The following is a 13,850-nucleotide window of genomic DNA, read 5'->3' as shown; positions in this document are numbered from 1 at the left end:
CCGCACATGGCGTCAGGCCGCACGCCGATGTGGCACGTCTGGTTGCTCCGGCTGGTGATCGGCCACCGCGGGCCGGCGGGGACGGGAGCTCGCCGGCGGTCCGTCAATGCGGGCCGCCGCTGGTCCAGGCTTGCGCCCGCGGCGCGTCGTAACGCCCATCGAGTGCAGCCGGTCGCGCAGCTTCACCAGTGTGAACCGCTTGTTCTCGACGTCATAGAAGAACCGCAAGGTGCGGACCGGAAGGTATCCGACCAGCAGGATGAGTATCGTCAGCAGCGCCGGATGGCTGCTGACGTTGTGCGCTTTGGTCGTCCTGAGATAGCGGGTCGCGTATCGGTAGAAGTCGCCCGCCCGGCATTCCACCCGTCGTCCGGATACGCCGGCAACCAGCGTGGGCTCGTAGGCGATCTCGAAATTGTTCTTGAACAGCGTGACCGCGAGGTCGATGTCTTCGTGCAGTCGATCGTCTAAATCCAGCCGCGTGAGGTGACGGACCGCCTGCCACGCCCGGGTGCGGATCGCCATGTTGGCCCCGAGCAGGAACCGTTGATCAGTGGCCCGGCGGTGCAGCCTCGCGCGCACGGCGCGGTCAAGCCGGAAAACGGGTTCTTGCCACGGCATGTCGTAATACCGGACCGGGCCCGTCAATGCATCGACGGCGCGGTCCTGGAAGCGGCGGCGAATCGTCTCGACCCAGTCGGTGGGGATGACCGAATCGGCGTCGATCCGGCCGATGATGTCGCTGCGCACCGCGTCGAATCCACGGTTCCGCGTCGGAGCGATGCCTTGATACTCATCTTGATCGAGCAGTCGTAGGTCGACATGCGGGTTGTGCAAGTGGAATCGGCGCACGATCGCCGCGGTGTTGTCCGTCGACCTGTTGTTGACGACGATTATCTCGTCCGGCATCGATGTTTGCCGGATGCATGATTCCAGGCAGGCGCCAATGAAATGTTCCTCGTTGTAGGCGGGGATGACGATCGCGACCGACGGTGACGCCAATCCGGCGGACTGAGGTCGATGGCCGGCACCCGGGAGGGTCTGCGTCATTGCCGCGCTCGTGTGCCGACCGTACGGCGGGGGTCGCTGCGGGGTGCCGCGACGGCCGTCGCCGCCGATGCGGGCCCGCGCCATCGAGATGAGACCCCGGGTATCAAGAGCCCCGGGTTGCGCGGGTGCACCACATTGTCGTTCCGATCGATAATCTATAGTAATACAACTATCGCTTGATACAATAGTATGTTTACAAAACGATTGTCTATAGCAATTTGTGGCGACATCGACGTTGGCTCGGATGCTGTTGCGCCGCCTCGGGGCTGGCCGCACGCACTACGTGTCAGCTACCCACCAGACCAGCGCCCGACGACGATTTAGCCGTGTTGGCCGGACATGCCGTCGGCGCCGAGTTGGCCCTTGGCGCCGGGTATGCCGTTGAAGGAGGTCCCGGTGCCGCCAGCGCCGCCGGCGCCGAACCCGCCGCCGGCACCGCCCGCGCCGCCGACGCCGCCGGCGCCGGCGGTTCCATTGGTGCCCGCCTGGCCGATCAGCAGCCCCGCCGAACCGCCCGTGCCGCCGATGCCGCTGCCGCCGCCGTTGCCGCCGGTACCGCCGGCACCGCCATTGCCGCCCGTGCCGCCGTCTCCGCCGAGGCCTACGAACCCTGCATCGGCGGCGGCTTTACCACCATCGCCCCCGGCGGCACCCACACCGCCGACCCCGCCGATGCCGCCCGCGCCGCCGGCGCCGGCGGTACCGCCGTCACCGCCGTTGCCGATCAGCAACCCACCGGCCCCACCATTGCCGCCGGGGCCGCCGCTGCCGCCGGACCCGCCGATGCCGCCGGCGCCGCCGGCGCCGCCGTTGCCGCCCATCCCACCGTCCACATTGCCATTGGAGTTACTAGCCGCGCCACCCGAGCCGCCGTTGCCGCCCGGGCCGCCGGTGGCGCCTGCGCCACCCGCACCGCCGATGCCGCCGGCGCCGCCGGCGCCGCCGTTGCCGAACAGCAAGCCGGCGTGACCGCCGTGACCGCCCGCACCGCCGGTGCCGCCGCCGCCCCCCGACGCCCCCGGCCCGCCGCCACCGCCGGTGCCGCCGCCGCCGCCGCCGGCGACACCATTGCTGCTCGCAGCGGACCCGCCCGGACCTCCCGCGCCACCGGCACCGCCGGAGGCCAGCGCAATGGTGCCGTTGCCGCCGGCGCCCCCGGCGGCACCGCCGTCGACGGTGGTGGCCGATCCGCCGGCGCCGCCGTTACCGCCGTTGCCGCCGGCGCCGCCGGCGCCGCCGGCGCCGCCGGTAGCTTTTCCAGAACCGCTTACAACCGACGCGGCCCCGCCGGCGCCGCCGGTGCCGCCAGTGGCGCCCAGGCCGCCATAGGCGCCATCGCCGCCGTTGGCGCCGAACGCGTTCGCATTGGCGACCTGATCACTGGTGCCGGCGGTGCCGGTGGCGGCGGTGCCGCTGATGGTGGGGTTGACACCGTTTGCCCCGGCCAGGCCGGTGCCGCCGGGGCCGCCCGCCCCGCCGTCGCCGAACAGGATGGCGGTGCCGCCGTTACCCCCATGCCCGGGATTGCCGCCGTTGATGCCCGCCACCGCGGCCCCACCCATACCGCCGACGCCACCATTGCCATACAGCCAACCGCCGTTGCCGCCGGTGCCGCCGGCCGCGCCGGCACCACCGGCGCCGCCCGCCCCGCCGTTGCCGATCAACCCCGCGCTGCCGCCGTTGCCGCCCACCTGGCCGGGCAGGCCGTCGCCGCCGCGGCCGCCGTTGCCGAACAGCAGCCCGCCGGCCCCGCCGTCCTGCCCCGGGCCACCGGCGGCGCCATCGCCGATCAACGGGCGCCCCAGCACCGCCTGGGCGGGGGCATTGACGGCATTGAGCAGGTTCTGCTCGGCGTTGGTGGCCTCGGCCTGCAGATAGGAACCGGCGCCCGCGTTCAGCACTGCCACGAACTGGGCGTGAAACGCGCCCGCCTGGGCGCTCAGCGCCTGGTAGGCCTGGGCGTGTCCGCTGAACAGCGCCGCGACCGCCGTCGACACCTCGTCGGCTGCCGCGGCCAGCACACTCGTCGTGGGGGCCAACGCCGCCGCGTTCGCGGCGCCCACCGCCGAGCCGATGCCGGCCAGATCCGCGGCGGCCGCCGCCAACATCTCCGGTGCCGCAATCACAAAGGACATCGTCGTCCTCCCATCAATCCAGGACGCGGCTGACGCCCGGTCGTCGTCGATGCTCGAAACGATGAGAGCCTATCGCGATCGTGCCAGGTGCAGCCGAGCACACTTCTTTACGAAGTGTAAGAGCTTGCGCGTATTCGCGTTCGGCTCTGCGGGTTTCGACTATGCCGGTAGTGCCCGCGACCTGCCATTCATTGTGGGCGTCGACGAGCACCGAGCCGGCCGGGCGCTGCAGAGCGGCCGGGTTGGGACAGACGTCGACGACGCCGGTGCGGCGCTTAACCTCTTTCCCCGCCGAGACTGAACGATCCGGATGCCGGTGCGAGGGTTTGTGCGGCCACCTCAACGACCGCACGCCCGTGGCAAGCTGGCCTCGTGGACTTGAATGCGCTCGCCGATCTGCCGCTGACGTATCCGGAGGTGGGCGCGACCGCATCCGGCCTGTTGCCCCCGGGCTACGGCCACCTCAGTGAGGCGACCCAAATCGGCACGGGCCTAGAGCGTTTCGAGCAGGCCGCCGACGCCGTCATGCACTGGGGCATGCAGCGCGGCGCCGGTTTGCGGGTGCAGGCCAGCTCCGACGTCGCCGTGGTCTCCGCGGTGGTGGTGGTCAGGATGATGGGTTTCCTGCATGCGCCGTGCCGCGTGGTGTACGTCATCGACGAACCCGATGTGCGCGGATTCGCCTATGGCACCCTGCCCGGCCATCCCGAGTCCGGCGAGGAACGGTTCGCCGTGCGCCACGACCCGGCCACCTCCGCGGTGTACGCGGAGGTGGCGGCGTTCTCCCGACCGGCAACCTGGTGGAGCAAGGCCGGCGGCCCGCTGGTGTCGATAACCCAGCGCATCGTTGCCAAGCGCTACCTGCGCGGGGTGTGACGGGTTGGGTCAGCGGCGCCCGATGCTGCCGGTGTGCACGCCCTGCGCCAGGCGCGCCAGCGCGACCGCGCCCACCAGCAAACCGAAGTCGCGCAGCGCGACGTCGTAAGAGCCGGGTCCGGTGACCAGGTCGAGAATGATCCCGGCCAGCCACGCCGCGACGACCCAGGCGCCGAACCGGGGCGCGACCGCCACCAGCACGCCGGCCACGACCTCGATCACCCCCACCAGGTACATGCACTGGTCCGCGGTGCCCGGAACCAGCTCGTCGATCCAGCCGGCCAGGTACATGCTCCAGTGATGCGGATGGGTCAGCAGATTGAAGAACTTGTCCAACCCGAACGCGATCGGCGCGATCGTGAATACCGTGCGAAGCAACACATACGCGGAGTACGCGGGGTCCTTCAACTGTTCCGCGAGGGCGGGCGTGGCGGCGGATTGTCGGGTACTCATGGCTTCCTCCCGTAATCTAACAGACAATAATCTGAACGTTAGAATCCGCAGTCTGTAACGTCAAGTGTTTTATCTGTTAGAAAAGGGGCGCTGACATGGACCTGGAGCACGCCGCCGCCGGGATCGGGGCACTCGCCCATCCGGTGCGTCACCAGCTCTACCAATTCGTGTGCTCACAACCGGCGCCGGTGAGCCGCGACCAGGCGGCCGAGGCCGTCGGCATCCCCCACCACCAGGCGAAATTCCACTTGGACCGGCTCACCGCCGAGGGCCTGCTGGATAGCGAGTATGCGCGCCTGACGGGGCGGTCCGGCCCCGGCGCCGGGCGACCGTCCAAGCTGTATCACAGGGCCGGCCGCGACATCGCCGTCAGCCTTCCGCAGCGCGAGTACGAGCTTGCCGGGCGGCTGATGGCGGCGGCCATCGCGCGGTCGGCCGCCACCGGCGAGCCCGTCGTCGAGGTGCTCAACCGGATCGCCCACGACTACGGCCAGAGCATCGGCGCCAGCAAGCGGCCGCCCGCGGATGCCGCGGCGGCACTGGACATGGCGCTGGCCGTGCTCAGCGAGTACGGCTACGAGCCCCGTCGTACCGATGGCGAGGTCGAGCTGGCCAACTGCCCATTCCACGCCTTGGCCCAGGAACAGACCGAGTTGGCCTGCACCATGAACCACGCGCTGATCACCGGGGTTGCCGACGCGCTGGGGCCGCATGGCCCGGAAGCCCGGCTACGGCCCGGGCCGGCCCGATGCTGCGTGGTGCTCAACCGCCGCGCCGAGTAGGCCCCGCGATGCGACGGTCGTCGGCGACGATCGGCGCGGCCAGCTCCTTGCGGGCGGCGGTCACCGCGGCGGCCAGCCGGCCACCGGCGACCCCGCCCATCGGGGCGTTGACGACCGGTGCCCGCAGGCCGAAGCTCCGCGACCAACGGGTCGATAGCATCCCTAGTGCGCGGCGCCGGGCTGGGATTTCAGGACGGTCAGCATGACCACCGAATCCTCGACCGCGTGCACGGCGTGCCGTTCGGGCGGAATCGCGACGTAGTCACCGGTCTTGCCGTCCCATGCGTCGGAGCCGGTGGTCAGGCGCACGTGGCCCTGCAGCACCTGCAGGGTCGCCTCACCCGGGCTGCCGTGTTCGGACAGATCGTGGCCGGCGAGCAGGGCCAGCACGGTCTGCCGAAGCTCGTGCGTGTGACCGCCGTGGATGGTGTGCGCGGCCCGGCCGCTGTGCGACCCATGGGCCTCGGCCAACTTTTCGGAAGCCAGGCTGGTCAACGAGATGGATTCCATCGGTGAGTCCTTATCAGCAGTTTGTATCCGCAATTAGCCGTTCAGTACGAGTATCCCCGCCACCACCAGCGCGACGACCTTGACTCCCTCCAATCCGACATAGGCGTAGTGGGCGCGGGAGCGCGGCGCAACCAGCCCGGCGAGCACCTCATCGGAACGGCGGGTCAACCGTGGGCGCACCGCGATCAGTTGCACGGCCAACGCGGCGAACACGACGGCAAACGCCACGCCCACCCGCGCCGGCGTCGGACCGGCCACCAGTATCGCCAGGATCACCATGGCGAGGGCGACCTCGACGGTGTTGAGCGCGCGGAAGACCAGGCGCCCGATGCCGAGACCGAGCTGCACCGTCACGTTCGGGGCCCGGAATTTGAGCGGTGCTTCCAGGAACGAAATGGCCAGCACCATACCGAGCCACACGAAGGTGGCGGCGGCGACGATCGCCGATCCGGTGCTCACTTCGCGGCCCGTTCTCCGACGATGTGGGCCAGGCATAGGTCCGGTTCGACGAAGGCCGCCAGCCGGTCGACGGTGACCGGCGCCGTCCAGGTCTCCAGGGCTCCTTGCATGAGTCCAAGGTGGACCGCATACACCGCGCCCGCTTGGGTTTCGGCGAGTTCCAGGAATGGGCAAGGGCGCAGGCCGATCTGTTGTTCGCCCCCGGACGCCCGGCGCCCGGGCGCTAAGCCGAGCCCGTCGAGAGCCTCGACCAGGCGATCGATCGCCTCGTCGGCGTCGGCAAGCGACATCAGGCAGTCGCTGGCCCGTGCGACCACGGTCAACGCGCGTCCCCTCACGGTCGCCGAATGGTCACAACCGCTGGTGGCCCCCGGATTGGTCGTCGACCATGTGGTGACCGCGCCCATGGCGCTGTTGCAACCGCGACGAGTGATCGCCGACGACAGGCTGTGCGGCGCGCGGAGATTCGCCAAGAGCCTGCTCTCACGTCGAGCCGCCCGTAAACGAATCCTTTTGATGCGCAGCATGTTTCGTAAGCACCGCGAGCGGTTGGCCGCCGTGGCCATCGATGCGCACAAAGCGTGCGCGCACGACATCGTCATCGGACGACGAGCACCGAGCACTCGGGATGGCGGAAAAGTGGATGCCCGTAGGGCCCAACGACCCGCGCGAGCAGGCCGGCCTCGGCACCACTGATCACCGCGAGCTGTACCCGAGCGTCGTTGTCCGTCAGGAAGCGAGCGATGTCGGCCTTGGTGTTGATCGGATAGACCCGCACGTCGGGATGGCGCAAGTGCCAATCGTGGACCCGGCGTTCGAACTCACCGTCCGGGGATTCGGTAAGTTCCTCCGGCCGCCCCCCGAGCACCAGCATGGGCGCCTGACGCAGCTTCGCTTCCCGGGCAGCGTATTCGAGCACGGCCTCATTGGACGGTGCGTCGGTCATCCGGACCACGATCCAGTTGACGTCGGGCACGGGCGTCTCCGGCGGCCGGTCCGTTCTCGTCCGGACCACCGCCACCGGGCAGTGCGCCTTTTCCGCGAGTTCGGTTGCCGCCGAACCCAAGATGGACCGGGCGTAGCGGCCGATGCCCACGGAGCCGACGCAGATCAGCTCGGCGTCGCGGGAGGCCTCCACGAGCACGGGGCCGGCCGGCCCACGGGGAATCTCGGTTTCGACCTTGACGGGCCTTCCGCTGAGCTCGACAGCGAATTGTGCTTCCCGAAGCGATGTTTCGGCATGCCCGAGGTCACGGTCATAGTCATCGGGGGACGGATGCGTCGGCTTGATGACCGATTCGAGGCGCAGCGGCACGGCTCGGCTGATGGCCTCGTCGATTGCCCAGAGCGCGGCCGTGATCGCCGCCTGTGAGCCATCGATACCAACGATGACCGGTTTCATCGTCCGCTCTCCTCTCCCGGGCCGAATCACCCTGCGTTGGAATGCTGGGCGAGCCGGTAAACATCCATCAGCCGGGTGAGATCGCTCGCGGTGATGATGCCGACCAGCCCGCCCTCGTCGATAACCAGGGCGCGGCTGCGCGGACCGGCCGCCGCCATCCGTTCCAGCAGCGCGCTCAGCGGCTCCTGCGGTGTCGCCGTCGGCACCGCGCGCAACGGTAGCGCAATGTCGCGCACGTTGGTGGTGCCGCGCCGGCCGGGCGCGACGTCGCGCAGCTGCGTCAGCGTGACCAGCCCGACGATCGATCCATCCCGCTCGGCAACCGGGTATGCCGAGTGACGGTCGCCGAGCACATAGCGCTGGATGAAATCCTCGACGCTGATCCATCCCGGAGCGGTGTGCGGCTGGGCGGTCATCGCCTCGGCGACGCGCACGCCGGCGAAGATCTGTCGGGTCGAGATCCGCATTTCCTCCTCGTGCGCGGCCGCGAAGATGAACCAGCCGATGAAGGCCAACCAGACGCCGCCGACGAGGGCGCCGGCGACAAACTCGGCCAATCCCAACGCGATCAGGATGATCGCGAGCACGCGCCCGGCACGCGCGGCGCCGATCCCGGCGCGTGCGCTATCGCCGTAACGGCGCCACAGATAGGCCCGGACCAGCCGGCCACCGTCCAAGGGGGCGCCGGGCAGCAGATTGAACACGCCCAGCAGCATGTTGATGGTGGCCAACCACCACGCGACGCTGACCACGACGGTGGCGGCGCGCACGGTCGCGAGCGCCACGGCCAGCCCGGCGAACGATGCGGACAGCGCAAGGCTGGTGGCCGGGCCCGCGAACGCGATTCGGAAGGCGGCCCTTGGTGTCTTCGCCTCGCCGCCAAGGGTGGTTACCCCGCCGAACAGCCAGAGCGTCACGCTTCCGACGGCCACCCCCGAGCGGCGGGCGACGACGGCGTGCGCGAGCTCATGAGCCAGCAGCGACGCCAGCAGCACCACGGCACCGCACGCTCCTGCCAGCCAATACACCAGTGGTGGATAGCCTTTGACGGTGCCGGGCAGCGCCGTCGCCAGGCTCCACGTGAACAGCCACAGGATGACCAGCACGCTCCAGTGGACTTTCACGTCAAACCCGGCGATCCGCCCCAGTGGGATCGCGTCGCGCACCGCAAACCTCCCGAAACCTCAAGGGCGGACCGGGCCTTGGAAGCGCCGGTCCGCCGACGTCACCCGCTGGGCTAAGCCAGAACCGGGGGCGCGCAAATCGCCTTGACGAACTGCACGATGGCGTGCTCGGGCAGGTGCCGGGCGATGTCGGCCTCGGTGACGATGCCGACCAGACGGTGCTCTTCTAGGACCGGAAGGCGGCGGACCTGATGCTCTTCCATCACGTTGAGCATCTCCGTGATGCTTGCGTCCGCGTCGACGTAGTAGGTGCGGTCCCGGGCCAGCTCCCCCGCCGTGGTGGTGTTCGGATCCAGGCCCGCCGCGAGGGCCTTGACCACGATGTCGCGGTCGGTGAGCATCCCGTGCAGCCGGTCGTCGTCACCGCAGATCGGCAGCGCGCCGATGTCGTGCTCACGCATGTGTTCGGCAGCTGCGGTTAACGTCTCGTGCTCGCCAACACAGGTCACACCGGCATTCATGATGTCGCGTGCCGACAAAGTTTGGGTCATTGCAGTCTCCTCACCTCGATTTCCCGCCTGTTGCCGAACGTAAGGCGATGCGGGGGCGGGCACTAGGGTCGTTCGGCCTTCGGCGCGCGGACCAATGGACACGCTCAGAACTCGCAGGTGCGGCCGGCGCAGCCGCCGCTGAACGTGGGGTCCACCGAGAGCAGCGGCTGTGCGGGCGCAACGTAGCTGAGCACCTGCCCCGGCCGGCTGCCGTAGCGGTAGACCGTGATGCCTTTGACCTTCGCCCGCCACGCGGCGAGGTAGATCGCGCGGACATCGTCGACGGTCGCGTCGGCCGGGAGGTTGACGGTCTTGGACACCGCGGCGTCGACGTGGCGCTGCACGGCGGCCTGCATCCGCAGGTGCCACTCCGGCGTGATTTCCGCCGCGATCGGGAACGCGGCCCGCACCTCGGCCGGCAGGTGCGGGTAGCCGCGCACCCCGCCGCGTTGTCCGATCTCGGCGATCAGGTCGTCGCGATAGAACCCCCGGTCGCGGGCGAGCCGGTCGAAGCACGGGTTGACCTCCAGGAGGCGCCGCCCGATAACCGAGCGGGTGTAGGCGATGGCGAACATCGGCTCGATCCCCGCGGTGGTTCCCGCGATGAGCGAGATCGTGCCGGTCGGCGCGATCGAGGTGAGTTGGGCATGGCGCCGCGGCGCCGAGCCGGCGAATCGGCTGTTGTCGAAGGCGGGAAACGGCCCGCGGTCCTCGGCCAACCGCATCGACGCGGCGTGCGCCGCCTGCTGGAGGCTGCGGGCGATGCGGCCGGCCAGGCGAACCCCGCGTTCGCTGTCGTAGGGAATGCCCAGGCCGGCCAGCATCTCCGCCAGGCCCATGACGCCCAGCCCGATCTTGCGGGTGGCCCGGGTGGCCGCGTCGAGTTCCGGGATCGGATACCGGCTGACGTCGATAACGTCGTCGAGGAAGCGCACGGCCAACTCCGCAACCTCGGCGAGCCGGTCCCAATCGACGGAACCACCGCTGACCATCCGGGCAAGGTTGACCGAGCCGAGGTTGCACGACTCGTAGGGCAGCAGCGGAACCTCCCCGCACGGGTTGGTCGCCTCGATCCGGCCGCGGGCCGGTGTCGGGTTGGCGCGGTTGATGGTGTCGAGGAACACCAATCCGGGGTCCCCGCATCGGTGGGCGGCCTCGCAGATCGTGGCGAACAGGTCGGCGGCCGCCACCCGTGCGACGGTCTTGTGGGTTCGCGGGTTGATCAGTCGGTGCGTGCCGTCGCGCTCGACGGCGCGCAGGAACGCGTCGCCGACCCCGACCGACAGATTGAAATGCGTGAGCTCGCCCGGCGAGTCGGCCTTGGTGGTGACGAAGTCGTAGATGTCGGGGTGCGACACGTCCAGCACCGCCATGGACGCGCTGCGCCGGCGACCACCCAGCGCGATGACGCCGGCCGCGGTGTCGAAGAGCCCAAGAAACGACATCGGCCCGCTGGCCGTGCCCCCGGTGCCGGCCACTCGATCCCCCGCGGGCCGCAGGTGGGTGAACGTGTAACCGGTGCCGCCTCCGGCCTGATGAATCTCGGCGCTATGGGCGAGCGTGGTGAAGATCGAGCGCAGCGAATCTTCGACCGGCAGCACGAAACACCCGGCGAGCAGGCCCATTTCGGTGCCGGCGTTCATCAACGTCGGCGAGTTCGGTAGGAACTCCAGGCGCCGAAGCACCGTCGAGAACCGCTGCGCCCACATCGCCGACGAACCCCGCCGATAGCCGTCTTCGGCCGCCGCGACACAGTGTGCGACCCGGTCCATCATTTCGCCGGTCGATTCCTTCGGCCGGCCCTGGTCGTCGCGCAGCAGATAACGTTCGGCGAGCACGGTCACCGCGGCCACGCTCAACTTCAGCTCGTCGCGCACCCCTATCAGGCCTTTGGCCGCGCGCACTTCGGCATGGTGCTGGCGGTAGACGATGTACGCGCGGGCAACGTCATCCAGGCCGGCGGCCACGAGCTGCGCCTCGACCAGGTCCTGGATCTGCTCGACCGTCGGAACCTCGCCGCGGGGCCGGCGCGCCAGCGCGTCGGCGACCGACCTCGCGACCGCGCCGGGCGCGCCCGGGTCCGGGTGCCCGGTCTCGCGCGCGGCCCTGGCGACCGCGGCCTCGATGCGGGCCACCTCGAAGGGCACCAGGCGCCCGTCGCGGCGCCGGACGCTCGCCGGCCACTTGAGCCGCGCTGGCGTGCTCATCACTCGAGTATCCGTCGTGACCCACGCCGAGTGAGGACTTCGGTCCCTACCGCTGCACCGGCCCGCGTGGTCGGATTGAAGACGTGGTGATAACCCAATCGGAAAACCTCAGGAGAAGACAATGACCACCCTTCCCGTTTCACGACGGCCCCGTTCGCTGTTCCCCGAGTTCTCGGAGTTCTTCTCGGCGTTTCCGTCGTTCGCCGGCGTCCGCCCGCTCTTCGACACGCGGCTGATGCGCTTGGAAGACGAGATGACCGACGGCCGCTACGAAGTTCGCGCCGAGATTCCCGGCATCGACCCCGCCAAGGACGTCGACATCACCGTCCACAACGGGCAGCTCACCATCAAGGCCGAACGCAGTGAGAAAAAGGAATTCGACGGCCGATCGGAATTCTCCTACGGCTCGTTTGTCCGCACGGTGTCGCTGCCGGCCGGTGCCAACGAAGACGACATCAAGGCCACCTACGACAAGGGCATCCTGGCTGTCTCCGTGGGCGTTTCGGAATCCGCACCCGCAGAGAAGCACGTTCAGATAACCACCAATTAACGCGGATCAAGACGGGCCCGGGCATCGTAGGCCCGGGTCCGTGTTGCACCGGGCGGCCGCGACGGCACCGACGGCGACCGCTCGGCCCGTCGTTTGAATCCCCGCAACAATCCCCGCGTGCCCAGGGCGAGCAACGGCCTGGCCAGTTCCGTCGCGATGGCCGCGGCCAAGGGTCGCCTCGAGCAACAGCCACCTCAAGCTTGGGAAGTCCGGCACTGCCCGTTGGGGACCAACGGCACTATCGACGCTCGCGCCGCGCGGCGAATAGTGATGCCGATCGGCGCGGATCGGAGGTGACCGGCGGTGGAACAGCTCACCACCATGGAGGCCAGTTTCCTGGAGGCAGAGGATGCCGACAGGCACGTGAGTCTGGCGATCGGCGCGCTGGCCATCATCGACGGGCCGATTCCGGGGAGGGAGGAGCTGCTCGCGGCGCTGTCGGAACGGGTGCGGGCGGTCCCCCGATTCACCCAGGTGGTGCGCAAGCACCCGCTCGAATACGCGGCGCCGCACTGGGTCGACGACGCCAACTTCGACATCACCCATCACGTGCGTTGGGCGGCCCTGCCGCAACCCGGCGATGACGCCGTGGTGTTCCGGATCATCGCCGACCTCATGGAACACAGACTGGATCGTGATCACCCGTTGTGGGAGTGCTGGGTCATCGAGGGCCTGCCGGACGGGCGGTGGGCGGCCCTGATCAAGATCCATCACTGCATCGCCGACGGGATAGCCGCGATGCGGATGCTGGCGAATATCGCCGACGCGTGGCCCGCCGAGACGTACGCCAGCGAGATCCGCGCCGCCAAACAGGCGCCGTCGCCCATCGCCGGGCGGTCGGGGCTCAGCCTCAACCCGCTGACCTGGGCCGGCGGGATCTGGCGCGCATCGGTGGCCACCACCGGTGCGGCCGCGCACGCCGCCAGGGGCGCAGCCGAATTCGTCGCCGGTCTACTCACGCCGGCGGCGGGATCCTCGCTGTACGGGTCGGTGTCCAACATGCGGCGTTACAGCGCGGCGCGGGTGTCGCTCAAAGATGTCGACATCGTGTGCCAGGTCTTCGGCGTAACGCTCAACGATGTGGCGCTCGCGGCGATCACCGACAGTTTCCGCGGCGTGCTGATGCGTCGCGGTGAGAAGCCCCGACGCAACTCGCTGCCCACGTTGATCCCGGTATCGGTGCGATCACCGGATGCCATGAACCGCACCGACATTCGCGTCTCGGCGATGCTTCCGTCCTTGCCGGTCGAGCTGGACGACCCGGTGAAACGGTTGCGGCTGGTCCACGCCCGCCTGGCCAGGCTGAAAAGCAGCGGCGAGCGACAAGCCGCGAGTGCCTTTGTCACGCTGACCAATTACGTGCCGTTCGCCGTGAGCGCGTGGACGGTTCGACTGCTGACGCGGTTGCCGCAGCGCAGCGTTGTCACACTGGCGACCAACGTGCCGGGCCCCCGTCACCGGCTGCACGTCTTGGGCCGTCCGGTGGAACAGCTGCTGCCGATACCGCCGATCGCCATGCACCTGCGCACCGTCGTCAGCATGCTCAGCTACGTCGATGAACTGGTGTTCGGCATCACCGCCGACTATGACGCCACGCCCGACGTCGACGAGCTTGCCCGCGGTATCGAACTCGGGGTCGCGCGCCTGCTATCCCGCGCCCTGGCACGACAGCAGACGGGCGCCAAGCAAGGCGGGCGGGCCGCAAGCGTCTGACAGCTCCTCATCCCAACGACTCTCGCCTGAGGGCGTCG

The 13,850-nt window shown here is 69.4% G+C and carries 13 protein-coding genes and 4 pseudogenes; 5 read left to right on the top strand and 12 right to left on the bottom strand.

Annotation, left to right across the window (positions count from 1 at the left end; all coding sequences use genetic code 11):
* Nucleotides 1-12 precede the first annotated feature (12 nt).
* The 3 genes and pseudogenes from G6N24_RS05470 to G6N24_RS05460 all read right to left on the bottom strand — a co-directional run.
* A complete protein-coding gene (locus G6N24_RS05470) occupies nt 13-1,050 on the bottom strand; it encodes a glycosyltransferase (protein WP_163745420.1) in 1,038 nt (345 codons plus the stop codon).
* Between the two features lie 320 nt (nt 1,051-1,370).
* On the bottom strand, nt 1,371-3,185 hold the full coding sequence (locus G6N24_RS05465; protein WP_163745419.1) for a PE family protein: 1,815 nt from the start codon (nt 3,183-3,185) through the stop codon (nt 1,371-1,373).
* Nucleotides 3,186-3,327: 142 nt separating this feature from the next.
* Nucleotides 3,328-3,471: pseudogene (locus G6N24_RS05460) on the bottom strand (transposase); the annotation flags it as partial.
* Between the two features lie 86 nt (nt 3,472-3,557).
* Between G6N24_RS05460 and G6N24_RS05455 the strand changes: the two are divergent.
* Nucleotides 3,558-4,061, top strand: coding sequence for a DUF1990 family protein (locus G6N24_RS05455; RefSeq protein ID WP_085158363.1), 504 nt, complete (start codon nt 3,558-3,560; stop codon nt 4,059-4,061).
* A 9-nt stretch (nt 4,062-4,070) separates the two neighbouring features.
* Here G6N24_RS05455 and G6N24_RS05450 read toward each other — a convergent pair whose 3' ends face one another.
* On the bottom strand, nt 4,071-4,514 hold the full coding sequence (locus G6N24_RS05450; RefSeq protein ID WP_085158365.1) for an Rv2617c family stress response/phage resistance protein: 444 nt from the start codon (nt 4,512-4,514) through the stop codon (nt 4,071-4,073).
* Between the two features lie 95 nt (nt 4,515-4,609).
* On the opposite strand from G6N24_RS05450, the gene G6N24_RS05445 reads away from it, so the two are divergent.
* Nucleotides 4,610-5,296 (top strand): helix-turn-helix transcriptional regulator, encoded by a 687-nt coding sequence (locus G6N24_RS05445; RefSeq protein ID WP_085158367.1) that lies wholly within the window; start codon nt 4,610-4,612, stop codon nt 5,294-5,296.
* A gap of 52 nt (nt 5,297-5,348) precedes the next feature.
* Here the strand turns inward: G6N24_RS05445 and G6N24_RS05440 are convergent.
* The 4 genes and pseudogenes from G6N24_RS05440 to G6N24_RS05425 form a co-directional block, all read right to left on the bottom strand.
* Nucleotides 5,349-5,456 (bottom strand): annotated as a pseudogene (locus G6N24_RS05440) (nitronate monooxygenase); the annotation flags it as partial.
* Between the two features lie 2 nt (nt 5,457-5,458).
* Entirely contained in the window at nt 5,459-5,806 is a 348-nt protein-coding gene (locus G6N24_RS05435; protein ID WP_085158371.1) for a cupin domain-containing protein, read from the bottom strand.
* A gap of 33 nt (nt 5,807-5,839) precedes the next feature.
* Nucleotides 5,840-6,265, bottom strand: a complete 426-nt coding sequence (locus tag G6N24_RS05430) for a hypothetical protein (protein ID WP_085158373.1) — start codon at nt 6,263-6,265, stop codon at nt 5,840-5,842.
* Nucleotides 6,262-6,546, bottom strand: a pseudogene (locus G6N24_RS05425) (transcriptional regulator); the annotation flags it as partial. The gene G6N24_RS05430 and the pseudogene G6N24_RS05425, both read right to left, overlap by 4 nt.
* A gap of 4 nt (nt 6,547-6,550) precedes the next feature.
* Between G6N24_RS05425 and G6N24_RS24190 the strand changes: the two are divergent.
* A pseudogene (locus G6N24_RS24190) lies at nt 6,551-6,844 on the top strand (SAM-dependent methyltransferase); the annotation flags it as partial.
* Nucleotides 6,845-6,863: 19 nt separating this feature from the next.
* On the opposite strand, the gene G6N24_RS05420 reads toward G6N24_RS24190, so the two are convergent.
* The 4 genes from G6N24_RS05420 to G6N24_RS05405 form a co-directional block, all read right to left on the bottom strand.
* Entirely contained in the window at nt 6,864-7,667 is an 804-nt protein-coding gene (locus G6N24_RS05420) for a universal stress protein (protein ID WP_085158375.1), read from the bottom strand.
* Nucleotides 7,668-7,693: 26 nt separating this feature from the next.
* Entirely contained in the window at nt 7,694-8,833 is a 1,140-nt protein-coding gene (locus tag G6N24_RS05415; RefSeq protein ID WP_085158377.1) for a site-2 protease family protein, read from the bottom strand.
* Nucleotides 8,834-8,904: 71 nt separating this feature from the next.
* Complete coding sequence (locus tag G6N24_RS05410; protein WP_085158379.1) at nt 8,905-9,342, bottom strand: CBS domain-containing protein; 438 nt, start codon at nt 9,340-9,342, stop codon at nt 8,905-8,907.
* Nucleotides 9,343-9,446: 104 nt separating this feature from the next.
* A complete protein-coding gene (locus G6N24_RS05405) occupies nt 9,447-11,549 on the bottom strand; it encodes an adenosylcobalamin-dependent ribonucleoside-diphosphate reductase (RefSeq protein ID WP_085158381.1) in 2,103 nt (700 codons plus the stop codon).
* 121 nt (nt 11,550-11,670) lie between these two features.
* Here G6N24_RS05405 and G6N24_RS05400 point away from each other — a divergent pair, with 121 nt between their 5' ends.
* A complete protein-coding gene (locus G6N24_RS05400; protein ID WP_085158383.1) occupies nt 11,671-12,099 on the top strand; it encodes an Hsp20/alpha crystallin family protein in 429 nt (142 codons plus the stop codon).
* Nucleotides 12,100-12,402: 303 nt separating this feature from the next.
* A complete protein-coding gene (locus G6N24_RS05395) occupies nt 12,403-13,812 on the top strand; it encodes a WS/DGAT/MGAT family O-acyltransferase (protein ID WP_179963469.1) in 1,410 nt (469 codons plus the stop codon).
* Nucleotides 13,813-13,850: the final 38 nt, after the last annotated feature.

Origin of the sequence: Mycobacterium lacus, from assembly GCF_010731535.1 — a bacterium.
GTDB lineage: Bacteria > Actinomycetota > Actinomycetes > Mycobacteriales > Mycobacteriaceae > Mycobacterium > Mycobacterium lacus.
This window is presented reverse-complemented; position numbering and strand designations above follow the sequence as displayed.